This window comes from Pseudomonas sp. 15C (assembly GCF_055484735.1).
Window position 1 is genome coordinate 1 of record NZ_JBUDGD010000050.1, and the last position, 20,290, is coordinate 20,290.

The 20,290-nt window shown below is 60.8% G+C and carries 20 protein-coding genes; 11 read left to right on the top strand and 9 right to left on the bottom strand.

Annotated elements, in window-relative coordinates:
• The coding region (locus ACYYKW_RS20985; RefSeq protein WP_464991060.1) for a retention module-containing protein at positions 1 to 164 on the bottom strand (164 nt) is incomplete at its 3' end.
• A 531-nt stretch (positions 165 to 695) separates the two neighbouring features.
• Between ACYYKW_RS20985 and ACYYKW_RS20990 the strand changes: the two genes are divergently transcribed.
• The 3 genes from ACYYKW_RS20990 to ACYYKW_RS21000 all read left to right on the top strand — a co-directional run bounded on the left by ACYYKW_RS20990 (position 696) and on the right by ACYYKW_RS21000 (position 5,768).
• Entirely contained in the window at positions 696 to 2,054 is a 1,359-nt protein-coding gene (locus ACYYKW_RS20990; protein ID WP_093103615.1) for a TolC family outer membrane protein, read from the top strand.
• Positions 2,055 to 2,237: 183 nt separating this feature from the next.
• Complete coding sequence (locus tag ACYYKW_RS20995) at positions 2,238 to 4,397, top strand: type I secretion system permease/ATPase (protein ID WP_464991043.1); 2,160 nt, start codon at positions 2,238 to 2,240, stop codon at positions 4,395 to 4,397.
• 9 nt (positions 4,398 to 4,406) lie between these two features.
• Entirely contained in the window at positions 4,407 to 5,768 is a 1,362-nt protein-coding gene (locus ACYYKW_RS21000; protein WP_464991044.1) for an HlyD family type I secretion periplasmic adaptor subunit, read from the top strand.
• Between the two features lie 144 nt (positions 5,769 to 5,912).
• Here the strand turns inward: ACYYKW_RS21000 and ACYYKW_RS21005 are convergent, their stop codons facing one another.
• The gene (locus ACYYKW_RS21005; RefSeq protein ID WP_464991045.1) at positions 5,913 to 6,509 is read right to left on the bottom strand and encodes a tRNA-uridine aminocarboxypropyltransferase; all 597 of its coding nucleotides are present in this window, start codon (positions 6,507 to 6,509) and stop codon (positions 5,913 to 5,915) included.
• A 6-nt stretch (positions 6,510 to 6,515) separates the two neighbouring features.
• Positions 6,516 to 7,409: a LysR family transcriptional regulator gene (locus ACYYKW_RS21010; RefSeq protein ID WP_090282283.1), complete on the bottom strand. Its 894-nt coding sequence runs from the start codon at positions 7,407 to 7,409 to the stop codon at positions 6,516 to 6,518.
• 396 nt (positions 7,410 to 7,805) lie between these two features.
• Here ACYYKW_RS21010 and speB point away from each other — a divergent pair, with 396 nt between their 5' ends.
• The 4 genes from speB to ACYYKW_RS21030 all read left to right on the top strand — a co-directional run bounded on the left by speB (position 7,806) and on the right by ACYYKW_RS21030 (position 12,275).
• Positions 7,806 to 8,756, top strand: a complete 951-nt coding sequence (gene speB / locus ACYYKW_RS21015; protein ID WP_464991046.1) for an agmatinase — start codon at positions 7,806 to 7,808, stop codon at positions 8,754 to 8,756.
• Between the two features lie 10 nt (positions 8,757 to 8,766).
• The gene (locus ACYYKW_RS21020) at positions 8,767 to 9,189 is read left to right on the top strand and encodes a YybH family protein (RefSeq protein WP_464991047.1); all 423 of its coding nucleotides are present in this window, start codon (positions 8,767 to 8,769) and stop codon (positions 9,187 to 9,189) included.
• Positions 9,190 to 9,240: 51 nt separating this feature from the next.
• The gene (locus ACYYKW_RS21025) at positions 9,241 to 10,743 is read left to right on the top strand and encodes a purine-cytosine permease family protein (protein WP_464991048.1); all 1,503 of its coding nucleotides are present in this window, start codon (positions 9,241 to 9,243) and stop codon (positions 10,741 to 10,743) included.
• Positions 10,744 to 10,895: 152 nt separating this feature from the next.
• Positions 10,896 to 12,275 (top strand): sodium:solute symporter family protein, encoded by a 1,380-nt coding sequence (locus tag ACYYKW_RS21030; protein WP_464991049.1) that lies wholly within the window; start codon positions 10,896 to 10,898, stop codon positions 12,273 to 12,275.
• 169 nt (positions 12,276 to 12,444) lie between these two features.
• Here the strand turns inward: ACYYKW_RS21030 and ACYYKW_RS21035 are convergent, their stop codons facing one another.
• A complete protein-coding gene (locus ACYYKW_RS21035) occupies positions 12,445 to 12,573 on the bottom strand; it encodes a PA1414 family protein (protein WP_003198971.1) in 129 nt (42 codons plus the stop codon).
• 142 nt (positions 12,574 to 12,715) lie between these two features.
• Positions 12,716 to 13,609, bottom strand: a complete 894-nt coding sequence (gene ptrR, locus ACYYKW_RS21040) for a putrescine utilization regulator PtrR (protein ID WP_336355130.1) — start codon at positions 13,607 to 13,609, stop codon at positions 12,716 to 12,718.
• 104 nt (positions 13,610 to 13,713) lie between these two features.
• Between ptrR and ACYYKW_RS21045 the strand changes: the two genes are divergently transcribed.
• Positions 13,714 to 14,895, top strand: a complete 1,182-nt coding sequence (locus ACYYKW_RS21045) for an MFS transporter (RefSeq protein ID WP_464991050.1) — start codon at positions 13,714 to 13,716, stop codon at positions 14,893 to 14,895.
• On the opposite strand, the gene ACYYKW_RS21050 is transcribed toward ACYYKW_RS21045, so the two are convergent.
• The 3 genes from ACYYKW_RS21050 to ACYYKW_RS21060 form a co-directional block, all read right to left on the bottom strand.
• A complete protein-coding gene (locus ACYYKW_RS21050) occupies positions 14,840 to 15,772 on the bottom strand; it encodes a DMT family transporter (RefSeq protein WP_464991051.1) in 933 nt (310 codons plus the stop codon). The two genes, ACYYKW_RS21045 and ACYYKW_RS21050, sit on opposite strands and share 56 nt — an antisense overlap.
• 271 nt (positions 15,773 to 16,043) lie before the next feature.
• Complete coding sequence (locus ACYYKW_RS21055) at positions 16,044 to 16,448, bottom strand: DUF2177 family protein (protein WP_464991052.1); 405 nt, start codon at positions 16,446 to 16,448, stop codon at positions 16,044 to 16,046.
• A gap of 45 nt (positions 16,449 to 16,493) precedes the next feature.
• Entirely contained in the window at positions 16,494 to 17,330 is an 837-nt protein-coding gene (locus tag ACYYKW_RS21060; RefSeq protein WP_336355126.1) for a CvfB family protein, read from the bottom strand.
• A gap of 340 nt (positions 17,331 to 17,670) precedes the next feature.
• On the opposite strand from ACYYKW_RS21060, the gene ACYYKW_RS21065 reads away from it, so the two are divergent.
• From ACYYKW_RS21065 to ACYYKW_RS21075, 3 genes are all read left to right on the top strand, one after another.
• Positions 17,671 to 17,859 (top strand): hypothetical protein, encoded by a 189-nt coding sequence (locus ACYYKW_RS21065; protein WP_016985943.1) that lies wholly within the window; start codon positions 17,671 to 17,673, stop codon positions 17,857 to 17,859.
• Between the two features lie 203 nt (positions 17,860 to 18,062).
• Positions 18,063 to 18,779: a TorF family putative porin gene (locus ACYYKW_RS21070; protein ID WP_093103651.1), complete on the top strand. Its 717-nt coding sequence runs from the start codon at positions 18,063 to 18,065 to the stop codon at positions 18,777 to 18,779.
• A gap of 77 nt (positions 18,780 to 18,856) precedes the next feature.
• The gene (locus ACYYKW_RS21075; protein ID WP_464991053.1) at positions 18,857 to 19,726 is read left to right on the top strand and encodes a DUF6279 family lipoprotein; all 870 of its coding nucleotides are present in this window, start codon (positions 18,857 to 18,859) and stop codon (positions 19,724 to 19,726) included.
• Between the two features lie 121 nt (positions 19,727 to 19,847).
• On the opposite strand, the gene ACYYKW_RS21080 is transcribed toward ACYYKW_RS21075, so the two are convergent.
• The gene (locus ACYYKW_RS21080) at positions 19,848 to 20,240 is read right to left on the bottom strand and encodes a transcriptional regulator (protein WP_090282272.1); all 393 of its coding nucleotides are present in this window, start codon (positions 20,238 to 20,240) and stop codon (positions 19,848 to 19,850) included.
• Positions 20,241 to 20,290: the final 50 nt, after the last annotated feature.

A 20,290-nucleotide genomic window follows, 5' to 3' on the forward strand; every position in this document is an offset into this window, starting at 1 on the left:
TTGCCGTTCTGCAGTTTCACCGCCACCGCGCCTTCTGCGCCAGTGATCAATTGATCGCCGGCATACAAACGATCGCCTTCGAACAGCGGCCGTTTGATGCCGTCGCCCGCCTGAGCGAATACTTGACCGATGATTTTTGTGACCGTACCGATGAGCGTTGCCATGTGAAATCCTCCGCTGCCGACCACCGTCGGCACTGGTTCGCGAAGCAGCCCATGGCTCAATCGGGTTGCCGGGGGCGACGCTCGCACCCTCGACAGTTCGTTTCGCGGGTGCCTTGCCGGAAAACCTCAGCGCATTCAAGCACTTCGGCACCCTGTCCAAGGCAATACACCCACTAGCGCTACGTAACGGTGGTGAATCACCTGAGTGACAAAAATCTGTCGCTCATCGACCGTTACGCGTCCCTCCCCTTCAGCAGTACTTCGCCGTCTAAAGCAAAGTGAATGGAACTTTCCTCAAGCCCTTTTGAGCTCCCTAAAGCGCATAAAACAAAGGCTTTCGAGCTGAACAATGTGCTGCTTTTGAAAAACCGCATAAGTTTTTTTTGGCATAAGCCTTATGAAAATTTTTTCTTAGCTACGCTTCAGGATGTTCTTAGCTCTGATGTTACAAGAGTGAGACGCCGACACCTTAAAATATCGTCAAATATTTGGCGACAGTAACACACCATCAGGACTTACGGAGATGCACCCATGCGCGTACTAACCCCCCTCTGCAGCGCGGTTTTGCTGGCCATGGCTTGCACTTCTCAAGCCCACGCCATGAATCTGACTGAAGCCATTCAAAGCACTATTGCCACTCACCCGGAACTGGCGTCGCGCGTGGATGCGCGACTGTCGGCGGATGAACAAGTCAAAGTCGCCAAGGGCGGTTTCTATCCGTCCGTCGACCTGAACGCCGCTTACGGACGCGGCTATAGCGACAACACCAACACTCGCGCCTTCGGCAATCACAACACCGAAATCCTCAATTACACCCAGTCCGAACTACGGCTGCGGCAGATGATCTTTGACGGCTTCAACACCGCCAACGAGGTCGAGCGCACCAAAGGCGTGTCGAATTCACGCGCCTATTACGCGCAAGGCACCGCGCAGGATCTGGCCCTGCGCACCATTGAGGTCTATCTGGAAGTGCTCAAGCGTCGCGAACTGGTGACGCTTGCGAAGAACAACCTGCAGGCGCACTTGCGCGTCAACGACCAGATCGGCTTGCGCACCGAGCGTGGCGTCGGCAGCACGGCAGACTCCGATCAATCGGTAGCGCGTAAGGCGCTGGCGCAAAACAACCTGGATACCGCCGAAGTGGATCTGGCCGACGCCGAATCGAACTTCTACAGCGTGGTCGGGCGCATGCCCGATGAGCTGGAAACGCCGGCCTCGACCCGCGGCGAACTGCCGACCGAATTGCGCGAAGCCCAGCAGAGCATGGTTGATAACAACCCGTACCTGAAATCGGCACAGGCTGACGTGCAGTCGGCCGAAAGCCAATACGAAGTAGCGAAGTCGCCGTTCTACCCACGCTTCGACGCCGAAGCCGCGGTGGGCGCGAACAACAACGTGCAAGGCGACGAAGGTCACGACAACGAATGGCGTGTCGGCGTGGTGATGAACTACAACCTGTTCCGCGGCGGCAGCGACAAGGCGCGCCTGGCGGCCAACGCCCACGACATCAACCAGGCGATGGACATCCGCAACAACGCCCTGCGCCAGCTCAACGAAAATATTCGTCTGGCCTGGAATGCCATGGAAAACGCGAAGAAACAAACGCCGACCGCGCGCGAGTACGCCGAAACCACCAAACGCGTACGCGCCGCCTATCAGGATCAGTTCGGCCTCGGCCAACGTACCCTGCTCGACCTGCTCGACAGCGAAAACGAGCTGTACAACGCCAACCGTCGCTACACCGAAATTCGTTACACCGAGGAATACTCGATGTACCGCGTGTTGGCGAACATGGGCCAGTTGCTGAGCAAGCAACGAGTGGTGCTGCCGGCCGACGCGATTGCCGCGACCGAGGTGAAAAACCAGGCGCGCTTGCCTGAGTTGAAGTAACACACACAGGCGCCGTGGACACTGATCGTTCCCACGCTCCTGCGTGGGAATGCCTCTAGGGACGCTCCGCGTCCAGTGACGCGGAGCGTCACGGGGCTGCATTCCCGCGCGGGAGCGTGAGAACGATCCGACGATCTGAAGACGTCGTTCACCTCGCATCACCGTTCAACAGAGGCAATCAATATGACCCGCATGGAAACCGGCGCCGCCGGCATCGATCCGCGTTTGAGCTTCGATGATCCGTTACTCGACGGTCTGCTGATTCTCTGCAAACTGCACGGTGCGACGGTCAGCCGCGCCAGCCTGAGCGCCGGGTTGCCGCTGAACAAACAACGCCTGAGCCTGGATCTGCTGCCCCGCGCTGCCGCCCGCGCCGGGTTGCAGGCGCGTCTGCTGCGCCGTGATCTGAAAGATATTTCGTCGCTGAACCTGCCGATTCTGCTGCTGCTCAACGACGGCCGCACGGCGGTGCTGCGGCGTTTTGGCGACGACGGCAAAGCGTTGCTGTTGCCCAGTGAAGCCGACGGCGGCGAGCAATGGGTCAGCCGCGACGAACTCGCCGAACATTACAGCGGCCAGGCCTTGTTCGCCCGGCCGCGGCACGAACTCGAAGACCTGCGCGCGCCACTGGTGCCCCGGGTGCAGGCGTGGTTTCGCGACACCTTGAAGCTGTCGAAATGGCTGTACAGCGACGCGATTCTCGCCAGTTTCCTGATCAATCTGCTGGGCCTGATGGTGCCGCTGTTCGTCATGCAGACCTACGACCGAGTGGTGCCGAACCAGGCCACCTCGACTTTGTGGGTGCTGTCGATCGGCCTGTTGATCGGCACCGGGTTCGAACTGGTCCTGCGCGTCGTGCGTGCGCATTTGCTCGACACCGCCGGGAAGAAAACCGATGTGATTTTGTCCGCGACCTTGTTCGAACGCATCACTGGCATGTCGATGAAGGCGCGGCCAGCGACCATCGGCGGGTTCGCACAAAGCATTCATGATTTTCAGGGCCTGCGCGAATTCCTCACCGCCGTGACCCTGACCAGCCTGATCGACCTGCCGTTTGTGGTGTTGATGCTCGCAGTGATCGGCCTGCTCGGTGGCTGGCTGGTGGTGATTCCGCTGCTGGCGTTTCCGCTCACCATCATTTTCGCCATGGTCATTCAGGTCAAACTGCGCGACACCGTGCAAAAGAGCCTGAGCCTCGGCGCCGAACGCCAAGCGCTGCTGATCGAAACCCTCGGCGGCCTGGAAACCCTCAAGGCCTGCAGCGCCGAAAGCGAACGCCAGCACCAATGGGAAAGCACCCACGGCGCCCTCACCCGCCTCGACAGCCACGCGCGCAACCTCTCGGCGCTGGCGACCAACGGCACCTTGTTCATTCAGCAGTTTTCCGGGATGGCAACGATTGTTGCCGGGGTCTACAGCATCATTGCCGGTAACCTCAGCGTCGGTGCGCTGGTCGCCACCTACATGCTCGGCAGCCGGGTACTCGCTCCGCTGGGGCAGATCGCCGGGCTGATCACCCGCTATCAGCAAGCGCAACTGACCATGAAAAGCACCGATGCGCTGATGGCCTTGCCGCAGGAACGCGACGGCAAGCAGCGGCCACTGGAACGCACGCAACTGCAAGGCGCGCTGGACGTCAGCGGCGTGACCTTCCATTACAACGGCCAGAACGCGCCGGCGCTGAGCAACGTCAGTTTCAGCCTCAAGCCCGGCGAACGGGTCGGCATCATCGGCCGCAGCGGCTCAGGCAAAAGCACCCTGGCGCGGCTGGTGATGGGTTTTTACGAACCCGAAGAAGGCCAGTTGCTGCTCGATGGCCTCGACCTGCGCCAGCTCGATGTCGCCGACCTGCGCCAACAGATCGGCTACGTCGCCCACGACCTGCCGCTGCTGGCCGGCAGCCTGCGCGACAACCTCACCCTCGGCGCCCGCTACATCAGCGACGCGCGCATGCTTGAAGTGGCCGAGCTGACCGGCGTCACCGAACTGGCTCGACAGCACCCGCAAGGCTTCGACCGGCCGGTGGGCGAACGCGGACAATTGCTCTCCGGCGGCCAGCGCCAGGCGGTGCTGCTGGCACGCTCGTTGTTGCTCGACCCGCCGATCATGCTGCTCGACGAACCCACCAGCGCCATGGACAACAGCAGTGAAGACCAGCTGCGGCTGAAACTGCATCAATGGGTGCAGGGCAAAACCCTGTTGCTGGTCACCCACCGCACCTCGATGTTGAGCCTGGTCGATCGCTTGCTGGTGCTGGATAACGGCCGGGTCGTCGCTGACGGTCCGAAAGAAGCGGTCATCGATGCACTGCGCAAGGGCCGTGTCGGCTCGGCGGCGGTCTAGGAGTTGCCCATGTCTGCTTCCACCGATAGCAAGGATCGCGGCTACTTCGACAGCTTCGGCAAAAGCGCCGAGGCCGACTTCATGCCGGAAACCGCCGGCGCCTCGTTGCAGGACTCGCCGCGCAAATCGCGGATCACCGTGTGGCTGGCAGCGGCACTGCTGATCAGCGCGGTGGTCTGGGCCAAATTCGCCGTGCTCGAAGAGGTCACCATGGGCGAAGGCAAGGCGACTCCGTCGAGCAAGGTCCAGGTGATCCAGAACCTCGAAGGCGGCATCGTCACCGAGATTTTCGTTCGCGAAGGCCAGATGGTCGGCAAGGGCGATACCCTGCTGCGCCTGGATGACACGCGCTTTCGCTCGAACAAGGGCGAAAGCGAGGCCGACCGCTACGCGCTTACGGCGCAAGTCGAACGCCTGTCCGCCGAAGCCGAGGGCCGGCCGTTCAAACTCTCCGCGGAGGTGATTGCCAAGGCGCCGCAAGTCGCTGAAGACGAGCGCTCGCTGTACGAACAGCGCCAGCGCCGCCTCGCCAGCGAGCAGCGTACCTTGAGCGAACAGCTGCGGCAGAAAACCCAGGAGCTGGCGGAGTTTCGTTCCAAGCAGGGCCAGTTCAGCTCCAGCCTGGCGTTATTGCAGCAAGAGATGAACATGTCCGAACCGCTGGTGAAGACCGGCGCCGTGTCACCGGTGGAAATTCTTCGCCTCAGGCGCAGCGCGGTGGAAATTCGTGGCTCGCTGAACGCCACCACGCTGGCGATCCCGCGCGCCGAATCGGCGATTGCCGAGATCCGCAGCAAGATCGACGAATCGGAGCAGACCTTCCGCTCCGAGGCCGCCAAAGAGCTCAACGAGAAACGCACCGATCTGTCGAAAATTACCGCCACCAGCATCGCCATCGACGACCGCGTCACCCGCACCACGGTGACTTCGCCAGTGCGCGGGGTGATCAAGCAGATGAAAGTCAACACCATTGGTGGCGTGGTCCAGCCGGGCAGCGACATGGTCGAAATCGTGCCGCTGGAAGACAACCTGCTGATCGAGGCCAAGGTACGCCCGCAGGATGTGGCGTTCCTGCATCCGGGCCAGAAAGCCATGGTCAAGTTCAGTGCCTATGACTACACGATCTACGGCGGCCTGAGCGCCAGACTCGAGCTGATCGGCGCCGACACGATCACCGACGACAAGGGCAACAGCTTCTACCTGATCCAGGTGCGTACCGATAAAAACCATCTGGGCGGGGACGTCAAACCGCTGCTGATCATTCCGGGAATGGTGGCGACGGTGGACATCATCACCGGCGAAAAAAGCGTACTGGATTACCTGCTCAAACCGGTACTGAAAGCGCGGACCGAGGCGATGCGCGAGCGCTAGAGATATCCGGATTTTGTGGTGAATTGACTGGCCCAATCGCTGGCAAGCCAGCTCCCACAGTGTCCGTGTCGACCACAAAACCTGTGAACATCTCAGAACCTGTGGGAGCTGGCTTGCCAGCGATTGGGCCAGCAAGAACACCGACTATCTTTCAGCATGATTACGCTGAAAAGTCTCCTCCCCCATCGCCGCAATCTGCCCTTCGATCAACGCTTCAAACGGCTTGAGCAACGGCTCGAACGAAACCGGCGCTTCCAGGGTCTGCAACGCCTGCACAATCGCCTCGATAGTCGACAATGCCCCAGGCCCCGGCGCCTTGCGCAATCGATAACGCGACACGCCGCCCTCTGCCAGCGTCACCCGTGGCAACGCCGCCAGCAGTGGATTGAGGTGCAGCATCTTGCGTGCCTTGCGCCAGGTACCGTCCGGCACGACCAGCAACAACGGTTCGTCAGTCGGCTCGTAAGCCTGCATCGGCTGCGCATCATCAGCCGGGAATAACAGCCGCGCCTGATAGCCCGGCCGGTTCAACAATGTCGGCAAATCGTCGAACACTTCACCAACGATCAACTCGGCATTGATCAGGCCCAACGCGGCTAGCCGCGCGGTATTCAACGCATGATTGACCTCGCTCGGATGCTGCAACAGCAACACCCGGGTGCGGCTGTCGAGGCTGGGGATCAGTGGGCACAGACAGTGGGTTTGAGGGCGCAGGCAGCGCGGGCATTGTGGTCGGGACATGAAGGGTTACGCCTGATTCAACTGGGCTTTGAGCAAATCGCGGAAGGTCTGGATCAACGGCTCGCGACTGCGACCGCGGCGCATGATCATCGAAAACGGCGCCTGATAGCCGAACGTGGCCGGCAGCAACACGCGCAAGTCGCCCTTGTCGGCCCAGGCCTGGGCGTAGTGTTCCGGCAAATAACCGATGTAAGCACCGGAGAGCACCAGAATCAGCTGCGCTTCCATGCTTTCCACGGTGGCGGCGCTGTGTTTGAAACCATGCCGGGCCAGTTCCGCCTGGCTCCAGTAACCGCGCCCGACCATGCGCTGCTGGGTGATGACCTGCTCGGGAATGCGCCGTTCGTTGAACAGCGGATGGCGACTGCTGCAATACAACCAGTGTTGCTCGCGGTACAGCGGCATGTAGACAAGCCCGCTCATGCGCGTGGAGAACGCGCCGATGGCCAGGTCGAGGCGGTTGTCCTGCACGCCGAGTTGCAATTCATACGGGCTCATCACCGACAAATGCAAATGCACCGCCGGGTGCTCCTGGCTGTAGGCGCCGATGGCTTCGGCAAAGGGCAAGGCCTTGTCACTGACAGTGGAATCGATTACTCCGAGATTGAGGGTGCCACGCAATTCGCCTTTGAGCGCGGCGGCGTATTGCTCGAAGCCCTCGAGCTCGCCGAGCAGGCGCAACGTTTCCTGATGAAACAGCTCGCCCTTGCTGGTCAGGCTGAACCCGCCACGCCCGCGATGGCACAGCACCAGGCCGAGCGCCGCTTCGAGCTGGCTCATGTAGGTGCTGATCGCCGAGGTCGACAGGTTGAGTTCCTGCTGCGCGTTGGCAAAACCCTGATGGCGCACGACGCTGACGAAGATGCGCAAGAGTTTCAGGTCGGGTAAAGCGTTGGCCATTGGTACTCCGGGCTGTGCAACTGTGTGTCTGTGGAAAAAGCCCCTCACCCCAGCCCTCTCCCGGAGGGAGAGGGAGCTGATCTCCATGGCTTTCAAATCCTGAGTTCGACTCGACTTTTCAGATCGATGCAGATTCCGCCAACAACTCGGTCGGCCCCCTCTCCCTCCGGGAGAGGGCTGGGGTGAGGGCAACAATCTTCAGCCCTACACTTCATTCGAACCCGCGAAAGTCTAATCCCCCCACCTCCATTAGTTTAGAAAAATCTGAACTAAGTTTTTGCCCGTAGCGATTCTTCCCCGCCACTACATTTCGCATCATCGCCCCCACAGCGGCGTCCGAACCCGTATTTATCGGCGCGCCGACATAAATAAAACAATGACGATGAGGCCCTACCCGTGGACAAGATTCTTCACCAACCACTGGGCGGCAACGAAATGCCGCGCTTCGGCGGCATCGCCACCATGCTCCGACTTCCCCATGTACCGACCGCTGCCGGTCTGGACGCTGCCTTCGTTGGCGTGCCGCTGGACATCGGCACTTCGCTGCGGCCCGGCACTCGCTTCGGGCCGCGCGACATCCGCACCGAATCGGTAATGATCCGCCCGTACAACATGGCCACCGGTGCTGCGCCGTTCGATTCGCTGTCGGTTGCCGACATCGGTGACGTAGCGATCAACACCTTCAACCTGCTCGACGCCGTGCGCATCATCGAAGAAGCCTACGACAACATCCTCGAGCACAACGTCATCCCGATGACCTTGGGCGGCGACCACACCATCACCCTGCCGATCCTGCGTGCGATTCATAAGAAGCATGGCAAGGTCGGCCTGGTGCATATCGATGCCCACGCCGATGTGAACGATCACATGTTCGGCGAGAAGATCGCCCACGGCACCACCTTCCGCCGCGCCGTAGAGGAAGGCCTGCTCGACTGCGACCGTGTGGTGCAGATCGGTTTGCGCGCGCAGGGTTACACCGCTGATGACTTCAACTGGAGCCGCGATCAGGGTTTCCGCGTGGTGCAGGCCGAAGAGTGCTGGCACAAGTCGCTGGCACCACTGATGGCCGAAGTGCGCGAGAAAGTCGGCGGCGGCCCGGTGTACCTGAGTTTCGATATCGACGGCATCGACCCGGCCTGGGCGCCTGGCACCGGCACCCCGGAAATCGGCGGCCTGACCACCATTCAGGCAATCGAGATCATCCGCGGCTGCCTGGGCCTCGACCTGATCGGTTGCGATCTGGTAGAAGTCTCGCCCGCTTATGACACCACCGGCAACACCTCGCTGCTGGCCGCCAACCTGCTGTACGAAATGCTCTGCGTACTGCCTGGCGTGGTTCATCGCTGAGGGTCGGGTCATGAACGAACGTGATCAGGTTCTGCACGCGGCCGCCGAATTGGTCGCCGCGTTTGCCCGCAACGACCGCGAAGCCTACTTCGGTGCGTTCAGCGCCGATGCGAGCTTCGTGTTTTACACCCTCGAACAGCCACTGCTGTCGCGCGACGCCTGGCAGGCGTTGTGGGACCGCTGGCGCAGCGAGGATGACTTCGAGGTGCTGTCGTGCACCTCAAGCAACGCCTTCGTCAGCCTGCAGGGTGACGTGGCGATTTTCATTCATGACGTGGCCACCGAGCTGCGCATGCAAGGGGAGCAACACTTCAGCCAGGAGCGCGAGACGATTGTTTTCAAAAAACAAGCGTCGAGCCTAGAACAACAAGGCCTATGGCTGGCCTGTCACGAACATTTGTCCGCAATGCCGGAAGGGCTGCCATCCCCTTAGCCAATGGTGACGCTCACGCACGATGAGCGCGCCTGATGATCGGAGCAGATCATGAATAACAACAACAACGAAAAAAGCCTTAGCAGCATTGAAACCAACGGGGTCGAACAGATCCCGGATCATGAGCGCGACGCCCGGCCCAGCGACCTGTTTCGCTTGATCTTCGGCGGCGCCAATACCTTTGCCACGGCGGTGCTGGGCAGTTTTCCGGTGCTGTTCGGTCTGTCGTTTCAGGCCGGCGTCTGGGCGATTGTCCTGGGTGTGGTGGTCGGTGCGCTGATTCTCGCGCCGATGGGCCTGTTCGGCCCGCTCAACGGCACTAACAACGCCGTATCTTCCGGTGCGCACTTCGGCGTGCACGGGCGGATCGTCGGTTCCTTCCTGTCATTGCTGACCGCAATCGCGTTCTTCTCACTGTCGGTGTGGAGTTCGGGTGACGCGCTGGTCGGCGGCGCCAAACGCCTGCTCGATCTGCCGGAAACCGACCTGACCCTGGGCTTGGCCTACGGCTTGTTCGCGTTGCTGGTGCTGACCGTATGCATCTACGGCTTCCGCTTCATGTTGTGGGTCAACCGCATTGCGGTGTGGGCCGCGAGCCTGTTGTTCCTGCTCGGGATCTTTGCCTTTGCGCCGGCGTTCGACAGCCAGTACGCCGGCAGCGTCGCGCTCGGTCAGGCCGGTTTCTGGGCGGCGTTCATTGGCGCGGCGCTGGTGGCGATGAGCAACCCGATTTCCTTCGGTGCGTTCCTCGGCGACTGGTCACGCTACATCCCACGGGCAACGCCGAAGGGCCAGATCATGCTGGCGGTGATCGCGGCGCAACTGGCGACGCTGATTCCGTTCCTGTTCGGCCTTGCCACCGCGACCATCGTGGCGATCAAGGCTCCCGACTACATTGCCGCGAACAATTATGTCGGCGGCTTGCTGGCGGTATCGCCGAGCTGGTTCTTCCTGCCGGTGTGCCTGATCGCGGTGATCGGCGGCATGTCGACCGGCACCACCTCGCTGTATGGCACCGGGCTGGACATGTCCAGCGTGTTCCCGCGTGTGCTGTCGCGGGTCAAGGCGACGTTGCTGATCGGCGTGCTGTCGATTGCCTTCATCTTCATCGGTCGTTTTGCCGCCAACCTGGTGCAGAGCGTGTCGACCTTCGCCGTGCTGATCATCACCTGCACCACGCCATGGATGGTGATCATGATCATCGGCCTGGTGGTGCGTCGCGGCTTCTACTGCCCGGATGACCTGCAAGTGTTCACCCGTGGCGAACAGGGCGGGCGCTACTGGTTCAGCCACGGCTGGAACTGGCGGGGTCTGGGTGCGTGGATCCCGAGCGCGGCGGTCGGCCTGTGCTTCGTCAACCTGCCGGGGCAGTTCGTCGGCCCGCTCGGTGAACTGGCTGGCGGCATCGACATCAGCCTGCCGGTGACCCTGGGCCTGGCGTCGGTGGTGTATCTGACACTGCTCAAGCTGTTCCCGGAACCGCGCGAAGTGTTCGGGCCGACCGATGTGCGCCGGGAAGCTGCAATAAAACCTCAACTGCGTCAGGCCGCCTGACACCGATCCCCGGTGGGAGCGAGCTTGCCCGCGATGACTGCGGCACATCCAACAAAGATGTGCCTGACAGACCGCCATCGCGAGCAGGCTCACGCCTACAAGGGAACTGATTTCAGCCCCAATATAAAAAAGACAATCGGAGACTCGCCATCATGGCTTTGGATTTATTCGTCGTACTCCTCTACGCCGCCGCGATGCTGATACTCGGCTACTACGGCATGCGCAAGGCCAAGACCCACGAGGATTACCTGGTCGCCGGGCGTAACCTGGGGCCGTCGCTGTACATGGGCACCATGGCGGCTACCGTTCTGGGTGGCGCGTCCACCGTCGGCACCGTGCGGCTGGGTTACGTGCATGGCATTTCCGGGTTCTGGCTGTGTGCGGCACTGGGTTGCGGGATCGTCGCGCTGAACCTGTTCCTCGCCAAACCGCTGCTGAAGCTGAAGGTGTTCACCGTCACCCAGGTGCTGGAAAAGCGCTACAACCCGATGGCCCGCACCGCCAGCGCAACCATCATGCTCGCTTACGCGCTGATGATCGGCGTGACCTCGATTCTGGCGATCGGCACCGTGCTGCAAGTACTGTTCGGCCTGCCGTTCTGGATCTCGGTGCTGCTGGGCGGCGGTATCGTGGTGATCTACTCGACCATCGGCGGCATGTGGTCGCTGACCCTGACCGACATCGTCCAGTTCGGCATCCAGACCGTCGGCCTGATGTTCCTGCTGCTGCCGATCTGCCTGTACCGCGTCGTTGGCTGGGATCAACTGGTGGCGCAATTGCCGGCAGCCAGCTTCAACTTCACCAGCATCGGCTGGGACACGATCATCACCTACTTCATGATCTACTTCTTCGGCATCCTCATCGGTCAGGACATCTGGCAGCGCGTGTTCACCGCCAGGAGCGAAAAGGTCGCCAGGTACGCCGGCACTTCGGCCGGGATCTACTGCATCGTCTACGGTCTGGTCTGCGCGCTGATCGGCATGGCCGCGCATGTGCTGATTCCGGATCTGGACAACGTCAACAACGCCTTTGCCGCCATTGTCAAAGTCTCGCTGCCGGACGGCATCCGTGGCCTGGTGATCGCTGCTGCACTGGCGGCGATGATGTCCACCGCCAGCGCCGGCCTGCTCGCCGCCTCCACCACGCTGACTGAAGACCTGCTGCCGAAACTGCGCGGCGGCAAACAATCGAACGTCGCCGTCAGCCGTCTGTTCACCCTGCTGACCGGCGTGGCGGTGCTGGGCATTGCACTGGTGGTCAACGACGTGATCAGTGCTTTGACTCTGGCTTACAACCTGCTGGTCGGCGGCATGCTGATTCCGCTGATGGGCGCGATTTTCTGGAAACGCGCGACCACCGCCGGGGCGATCAGCGCCATGACGCTGGGCTTTATCACTGCGCTGGTGTTCATGGTCAAGGACGGTATGGACGCGAACACGCCGATCTATTACAGCCTCGGGGTCAGTCTGGTGAGCTTCGTGCTGGTCAGCCTGTTTTCGCCGCGTCCGGCGGCTGTGGCGCCTGCGATTTGAACTTGATGTAACGACTTGCTGCTTTCTTCGACGGGTGTGGCGTCGGTTGCCACACCCGTTTTTTTACGTCTGCAGAAAGCCAAAAATCGCAGCCTCCGGCCGCGCCTGCCAGGTATTGGCAAGTGCGGCCGAAGACTGCGATTTCACTGAATCTGGAAATCCGGGGGCGTTAACGCCGACGTGGCTGGCGGCGGCGCTGCTCGTCATCGGTGCGAATCGGCACAGGTTGCATTGGCGGTTCGATCAAGCCGAGCGCAACACCCAAATCGTGCAGCCAGTTTTGAATTTTCTCTTTCATCGTCGTGCCCCCTTCAGGGTGGTGCTGAGCGGCCGGAATTCTGAGGCCGCTTCGCACTGATAATAGTCCGAAGTCCTACGCAATGCTCGGCCAAATCCGCAATGATCTGTTACTGAATTGATCAGGATCGGCTGTCATTGGTTCAGGCTGTTTCGCGGGCTTGCGCCACAGGCGCGGGATAGACCGCTTGCTGCACGTCGATCCAGGCATTCAGATTGGCCCCAAGCATGCCTTTACGCCACATGAGCCACGTTGTCGCACCCACGAACGGCTCGGCCAGCGGATGCACCGCGACGCGCTCGCGCCCCGGCAAACTGGCCAGCATCGACTCGGCCATCAGCGCGACGCCGCTGCCGGCAATCACACAGGCGAGCATGCCTTGATACGACTCGATCTCCATCGCCCGCCCCATCGCCGCGTGATAATGGGCGAACCAGGCTTCCAGCCGCATGCGGTACGAACAGCCCTGGCGAAAGGTGAACACCGCACGCCCCGCGACATCCAGGGCGGTGCGCACCGGCGGATGTTCGGGTTCGGTAATCAACACCAGACGCTCGTCGCACAGCGGCACGCCGTCGAGCCCGGCCAGCTCCAGCGGGCCGTCGACCAGTGCAGCGTCGAGGCGCCCGGTGAGCAAACCTTCCAGCAGCTCGCCGCTCGGCGCTGCCTGCACTTGCAGATTCACTGCGGGATATTGCTGGTGATAGCGCGCCAGCAGTTCGGGCAGATGAATCGCCGCCGTGCTGTACATCGTGCCGAGCACAAAATCCCCGGCCGGTTGCCCGCCCATCACCGCCGCGCTGGCCTGATCGCGCAGGGCGAACAGCTTGCCGGTGTAGTCCAGCAGGACTTTTCCCGCAGGCGACAACTGCAACCGCTGACGCTCACGCACGAACAGTTCGACGCCCAATTGCTCTTCGAGCTGTTTGAGCCGGGTCGACAGATTCGACGGCACCCGATGCAAGCGCTCGGCGGCGCGGGTGATCGAACCTTCCTCGGCGACGGCCTGAAAGATTCGCAGTTGACTGAATTCCACCGACCTTCTCCAGAACAGAACAAGTTACTCACTATTATTCAATTTTAAAGAAAGTCAATCGGTCCTAGCCTGACGGTCATTGCTCTCTCGACGGAAGCCCGACCATGTCGCCTCTGATTCGCTTATCCGCCTGCTTCGTTGCCCTGATGATGGCCATGGGCATCGGCCGTTTCGCCCTGACCCCGCAAATGCCCCACCTGCTCAGCGAAGGCCAGATCGACCTGACGGGCGCAGGCCTGATCGCTGCAGCCAACTACCTCGGTTACCTGCTCGGCGCGGTGGATGCGATGTTTGCGCATCACCCGTCGCAAGTGCAGCGACGCCTGCACGGTGGCTTGTGGCTGTGCGTGTTGCTGACGCTGGCGTCGTTCTGGGCGGATGGCTTCTGGTCGCACTTGCTGCTGCGCTTCGGCACCGGGGTGGCGAGCGCCTGGGTGCTGGTGATGATTACGGCGTTGAGTCAGCCGCTGGCAGCGGCAGCGGGTCGACCACGGCTGGGCGCGCTGGTCTTTGCCGGACCGGGGCTGGGGATTTTTCTGACCGGGTTGCTGGCGCTGGCCTCGCATCGGCTGCAGCAGACATCCGCGACGCTATGGCTGATTTATGCGGCGGCCGCGCTGGTGATGATGTTGAGCGTCTGGCGTCTGTTGCCGACGCCAGTCGCCACGGTTGCAGTGGCTGCGCCGAGGGCGAGCCCGGCGAATCGTGGCATCGGCAGGCTCGCGCTGATTTATGCGTTGTACGGCATCGGCTACATCATCCCGGCGACCTTCCTCTCGCAAATGGCCAATGCGCAATTTGACGGGCGATGGCAGGCCGATCTGTTCTGGCCGTGCTTCGGTCTGGCGGCGGCGCTGGGGGTGTTGCTGGTCAGCCTGCGTCGTCACGATCCGCAAACCACGCGGCACTGGTTGATGGCGACGTTGTGGCTGCAAGCGGGCGGAGTGTTCGCTTGCTTGCTCGGCAGCGGCGTCGGTCTCGGCCTTGGTGTGATCCTGTGCGGCACGCCGTTTCTGGCGTGCATGCAACTGGTGATGCAGCGCTCGCGGGAACTGGCGCCCCACGCCACCCAGCGCAACGCCGGTTTGCTGACTGCCTGCTTTGCCGTCGGCCAGCTCAGTGGCCCGTTGCTGGCGGCATTGAGCAGCCACTTCAGCGGCGGCTTGCAACCGGCGCTGGTGATCGCCGCTTGCGGCTTGCTGATCGCTGGCGGCCTGGCGATGCAGGCGTCTAGCGTTGGCCCAGCGCGCTGCGCAAACGCCGACGCAGCCACTGCTCGGCGCTGACGAAAGTGATGCCGAGCAACACCAGCACGGCGCCGAGAACGAAATTCAGCGTCAGTTGTTCGCCCAGCAGCAACACGCCAAAGGTCACCCCGAACAGCGGCGTCATGAACGAAAACACCGCCAGATTCGCCGCCAGATAGCGACGCAGCAGCCAGAACCAGACCAGGTAACTGAAGAACGACACGACCAGTCCCTGGAACAGCACACTGGCGACCGCCACGGTGGTCAGGTTGACATGAGTGATCTGGCCGCTGAACAGCGCAATCAGCAACAGGCCAAGGAAGCCGACGATCAACTGATAAAAGAGCGTCAACGTCACCGGCGCTTCCGACAGCCGCGAAGCGCGCACCACCACCGTGGTCGCGCCCCAGCAGGCGCCGGCCAGCACGCCAAACGCATCGCCAAGCAGCATGCGCCGATCGAGGTTGTCCCACGACACACCGCCGGCGAAGGCGATCGCGATGCCGATAAAAGCGAGAAGAATCCCCAGCCATTGCAACGGTCGCAGGCGCTCACTGGCCAGCAGAAAGTGCACACCGAGCGCGGTGAAAATCGGCGCGGTATAGAGGAATACAGACATGTGCGCGGCGGTGGTCAGTTGCAGGCCTTCGGCGATAAACAGAAACTCCAGACCGAACAGCGCACCGGCCAGCAAGCCGCCGCGCCAGGTGTTGCCGACCTGACCCCAACCGCCCTTCCAGCAGATCAGCAAGCCGACCAGCAATGCGGAAATCCCCGAACGCGCCGCCGCCTGCATCACCGGTGCGATATCCGCCGCCGCCCACTTGATCAGCACTTGCTGTACACCCCAGATCAGGCACAGGCCAATCATCACTTGCAGGGCAAAGCTATCGGCATTGCGCCGCTCGACACTCACCGCAACACCTCGAACACACACGACATGGGCAGGCCATCCAATGGTCAGAAAACAATGCTGGGGATTATTGATCAGACGCGCGGAAAAAGGCGTCTGGAAAAGACATTTTGTTTATCAGTGACGTCAACTTTTAATGGCGGATGGCTGCGCCATCCATCGCCAGCAGGCTGGCTCCCACACTGATTGTGGTGAATCCCCCAATACTGGGCTGCTCACAATTCCCCTGTGGGAGCCAGCCTGCTGGCGATAGCGGCAGCCGCCACAACATCAATTACCGATCTGTATGACCAAATCGATTCGCCAACAAAAAACCCACCGCACAGGCCACCGCCGTGGCAAAGGCCCCCCACGCCCAGTCCATCAGACTCACCTGCACCGACCAGCCGCGCAACGTCGCCCAGTTGGTCAGGTCGTACGTGCCATACGCCACCAGCCCAAGCAACGCGCCCATCTTCGCCGCACGCTGCCAAGTGAGGGCCGGCAACACCACAAACACCACGCAACCCATAACGTACAGGCAATAAAAAACCGCTGCGGGGATCAGCAGCGGTTTGTCGAGCATCAGCGGACCGAGCAGTTCGCGATAGGTCGGCGCCATCAACAGGCCGAGCCAGACGCCGTCGAGCAAAAGAAACGTCAGCAGCGTGGCGACGTAGGCGATCAGCGTTTTTTTCATCGAACCGTTTCCCTGTGTGCCCATGGAGCATGGGCCATCCAGGGCTCAGGTTAGTTCAATGCGATCGGCATGGATGACAATCTTGCCTTCCTTGTACAGCGAACCGATAGCCTTCTTGAAGTTGCCTTTGCTCACGCCGAACAGGCTGCTGATCAGCGCCGGATCGCTTTTATCGCTGACTGCGAGCGTGCCGCTGTTGTCGCGCAATTTGGCGAGAATCTTCGAACTCAGGCTGCTGGCGGCTTCCTGACCGACAGGTTGCAGGCTCAGGGCAATCTTGCCGTCGGCACGCACTTCCTTGATGTAGCCTTTCTCAAGCATGCCGGCGCGCATGAACTTGAAGATCTCGTTCTTGTGAATCAGACCCCAGTGCTTGTTGTTGATGATCGCTTTGAAGCCCATGTCGGTGGCTTCGGCCACCAGCAAATCGACTTCCTGGCCCGGGCTGTAGTTGGCCGGGGTCTTGTCGAGGTAGCGATCCAGACGCGCCGTGGCGGTGATGCGACGGGTGTGCTTGTCGAGGTAGACGTGCACCACGCAGTATTCGCCGGCGGTCAATTGGCGTTTTTCTTCGGAGTACGGCAGCAACAGATCCTTGGGCAGACCCCAGTCAAGGAACACACCGATGCTGTTGACTTCAACGACCTTCAGGCTGGCAAACTCGCCGACCTGGACTTTCGGTTTTTCTGTGGTCGCGAGCAGTTTGTCTTCGCTATCCAGATAAACAAAAACATTGAGCCAATCTTCATCTTCACTGGGAATATCCTTGGGGATATAACGGTTGGGCAGAAGGATTTCGCCGTCGGCACCGCCATCCAGATATAAACCGAAGTTAGTGTGTTTAACCACTTGCAAACTGTTGTAACGCCCGACTAAAGCCATTTTCCAGAACCCTCATTGCGTGGGCGGCATTCTACCCGTTTTTGGCGTGAGCGTCGGGCGACAGATCCGCGCGTGGCGTTTAATCGGCGCAACGCCTTGATTTATCTGATTGGCGGACGGTCCATATGCCATTCGTCAGACCGACGTGCCCACGCCCGAGCGAATACTCAACACCTGCTCCAGATAAATCTTCTTATTTAAAACAGCAGGTTAGACGGTTATCTCAGAGATAGAAGCGATAATGATGCAGCGCAGCGGTCGGTTATTCCGAAGGATATTTACCAAGCAATTGTCAAGTTATTCCTGTACGATGCCTGGCCGAGTTACTTTCTACAGGTTAATGGCCGCCATGCGTGTAAAAGCATCCACCAGCAAAGCAAAGCCAGCTCCAGCCGTTGAAACCAGCGAATCGATCAACGATCAGATCGCCGCGTTCCTCAAGTCCGGCGGCGAGATTCAGCAAATTGCCAAAGGCGTCAGTGGCCAGACATTCGGCCCGTCCAAGCAGATCAGCCTGGGCAAGAAGTAATACCCGGTTTTACACCCGTCCAGAGGCGCTTTGAGCTTCGAAGCGTCTGGACTGGCACCGCGCAATTCCCTCCGCATTAAACAAAAATCCCTGAAAATCGACGAACGGCCCTCAATGCCGAGCATTCGCCGGTATCCTTGCACGCGTCTAGATCAAGCGTTTCAGCAGGCGCAGCCCTGCCCTCGCGGTTCATGGAGTGACGCATGCGCCCATCTTCCTGTTTATTGCTCGTCAGCCTTTGCGCCAGCGCGTCCGCGTTTGCGCAGGTATTTCAGCGTGAACTGGGCGACTTCGACCTCAAGCTCGGCACCACCCCGAGCCGCAGCATGGCCCAGGGTCTGGTCAAACCGGCGGCGGTCGGCTCGTTCCACGGCGGCCTCGATCTGAGCCATGACAGCGGCCTGTACGTCGGCCAGTACGCACCGAGCATGGGCCTGACGCCGGGCAAGGATCTGGAAATCGACTCCTACGTAGGCTTCAAGCAGCCTTTCGATCAGGTCCTCGGCTACGAAGTCGGCATGATCCACTACAGCTATCCCAGCGTGGATACCCTCGACAGTCAGGAACTGTTTGGCGGCCTGACCCTGCTCGGCAGCCGTTTCGGCGTGGCCCTCAGCAACGACCCGGACAAACAGAACAACACCCTGTTTGCCGACCTCGGCGGCAATCAGCCGTTCGGCATCGGCGTCAGCATGAAATACACCACGCACCAGCTGAACACGCCGGTGGCGGTGGACGGCGGGTACGTCAGCAGTTTCACCGATTGGTCGGTGAAGTTGTCGCGGCCGTTCATGGGCGTCGACCTCGACCTGATCTACAGCAATTCCAGCCTCAGCGGCGACGATTGCTCGGCCTATTCCGGGCACAACAGCCAGTGCGATGGCCTCGTCACCCTGAAAGCCGCACGCGCGTTCTATTGATCGGCTGAACTGCCGCGCGCATCCCGCATCACATAAGAATCAGATTTCCGACGCCAGGCTCTCGCAAGGATTTGCCCATGTCTCGCTGGTTCAAACACATCGCCGCTTTATTGATCTTCACCCTCGCCCTCGGCGCCTGTAGCCGTGTCGGCCTGGCCTACCGCAATCTCGACGTGATCATTCCATGGACGCTCGGCGATTACCTGGACATGAACGGCGAGCAGAAAGACTGGTTCAACGAACGGCTCAGGGAACATTTGAGCTGGCACTGCACCACGCAATTGCCCGGTTATCTGGATTGGCTCGATCGCCTGCAAAGCATGGTCGAAAGCAATCAGGTCACCGACGCTGCCCTGCAGGAACGCACCGCCGAAGCCAAACAGGCGATCGCCCAGACTGCTCGGGAAATCACGCCGTCGGCCATTGAGCTGCTGCAGGGTCTGGATGACAAACAGGTAGCGGAAATGAACGACGCCTTCGCCAAGGACTTGCGCAAGCGCCAGAAGGAATACGTCGAGCCGCCGGTGGCGCAACAGATCAAGGAACGCGGCGAGCGTATGGAAAAACGCCTCGGCGACTGGCTCGGCCCACTCAGCGACAGGCAAAAACAACGGGTGGCGCAGTGGTCCGCGGCGCTAGGCGATCAGAACACCCAATGGATCGCCAACCGCGCCCATTGGCAGCAGCAATTCAGCGCCGCCGTGGCACAGCGCCAGAGCCCTGAGTTCGCCCAACGCATCGAGACGCTGCTGGTCAACCGTGAGCGTTTATGGACGGCGGACTACCGCAAGGCCTACGCCAACACCGAAGCACAGGGCCGCGCGCTGGCAGTGGACCTGATGGCCGACAGCACGCCGCAGCAGCGTGAACGCTTGTTGAAAAAGATCGAGGGCGTGCGTAAGGATTTCAACGACCTGAAGTGCCTGAAGGGCGCAAAGAAACCCTGAGAAAATCGAGATCCCCTGTAGGAGTGAGCCTGCTCGCGATAGCGGTGGTTCAGTCATCAGTGATGTGACTGATCGACCGCTATCGCGAGCAGGCTCACTCCTACAGGTTCAGGTGTTGGCTTCAGGCAATCTGGGCCTTGGACGCCACTTCATCAAACGTCAACTCATCCAGCGCATCCTCCTGCTCATCCAGCACCTGACGCGGATGGTCATTGCCCGGAATGCTGCTGTCGATCAGGCTCAGCAGGCTCGCACCGCGCGGGGTCAGGACGAAGTTTTCGCCGTTGCCACCCTCGTCCTCTGGCCGTGGCTCGATGAAACCGCGTTCCAGCAGCAATTTCTCGTATTGGCACGCCTGCGTTTTCAGATGATCCAGGTTTTCCACCGGCTCACCCGACGCCGCCATATTCGCGGCGTGCTCCTCGGCATAGGGGCGCGGCGTGAAACTGTGTCCGGCGCTGTTCTGAACTTCATGCAGCAAGCGTTCAATCAAATCCCAATTGTATGTGGTCATCCTGATTCAACCTCCGGTGCGCATCGGTAATGGTGCGTTCTCAGGTTGTG

Excerpts from the sequence above, each read along its gene's own strand:
- ACYYKW_RS21020 (WP_464991047.1), top strand. The coding sequence starts at position 8,767 with ATGAACGAACGTGATCAGGTTCTGCACGCGGCCGCCGAATTGGTCGCC.
- ACYYKW_RS21030 (WP_464991049.1), top strand. The coding sequence starts at position 10,896 with ATGGCTTTGGATTTATTCGTCGTACTCCTCTACGCCGCCGCGATGCTG.
- ACYYKW_RS21010 (WP_090282283.1), bottom strand. The coding sequence starts at position 7,409 with ATGGCCAACGCTTTACCCGACCTGAAACTCTTGCGCATCTTCGTCAGC.
- ACYYKW_RS21070 (WP_093103651.1), top strand. The coding sequence starts at position 18,063 with ATGCGCCCATCTTCCTGTTTATTGCTCGTCAGCCTTTGCGCCAGCGCG.
- ACYYKW_RS21060 (WP_336355126.1), bottom strand. The coding sequence starts at position 17,330 with ATGGCTTTAGTCGGGCGTTACAACAGTTTGCAAGTGGTTAAACACACT.
- ACYYKW_RS21035 (WP_003198971.1), bottom strand. The coding sequence starts at position 12,573 with ATGAAAGAGAAAATTCAAAACTGGCTGCACGATTTGGGTGTTGCGCTC.
- ACYYKW_RS21080 (WP_090282272.1), bottom strand. The coding sequence starts at position 20,240 with ATGACCACATACAATTGGGATTTGATTGAACGCTTGCTGCATGAAGTT.
- ACYYKW_RS21075 (WP_464991053.1), top strand. The coding sequence starts at position 18,857 with ATGTCTCGCTGGTTCAAACACATCGCCGCTTTATTGATCTTCACCCTC.
- ACYYKW_RS21025 (WP_464991048.1), top strand. The coding sequence starts at position 9,241 with ATGAATAACAACAACAACGAAAAAAGCCTTAGCAGCATTGAAACCAAC.
- ACYYKW_RS21000 (WP_464991044.1), top strand. The coding sequence starts at position 4,407 with ATGTCTGCTTCCACCGATAGCAAGGATCGCGGCTACTTCGACAGCTTC.
- ACYYKW_RS21005 (WP_464991045.1), bottom strand. The coding sequence starts at position 6,509 with ATGTCCCGACCACAATGCCCGCGCTGCCTGCGCCCTCAAACCCACTGT.
- ACYYKW_RS21055 (WP_464991052.1), bottom strand. The coding sequence starts at position 16,448 with ATGAAAAAAACGCTGATCGCCTACGTCGCCACGCTGCTGACGTTTCTT.
- ACYYKW_RS20990 (WP_093103615.1), top strand. The coding sequence starts at position 696 with ATGCGCGTACTAACCCCCCTCTGCAGCGCGGTTTTGCTGGCCATGGCT.
- ACYYKW_RS21045 (WP_464991050.1), top strand. The coding sequence starts at position 13,714 with ATGTCGCCTCTGATTCGCTTATCCGCCTGCTTCGTTGCCCTGATGATG.
- ACYYKW_RS21065 (WP_016985943.1), top strand. The coding sequence starts at position 17,671 with ATGGCCGCCATGCGTGTAAAAGCATCCACCAGCAAAGCAAAGCCAGCT.
- ACYYKW_RS20995 (WP_464991043.1), top strand. The coding sequence starts at position 2,238 with ATGACCCGCATGGAAACCGGCGCCGCCGGCATCGATCCGCGTTTGAGC.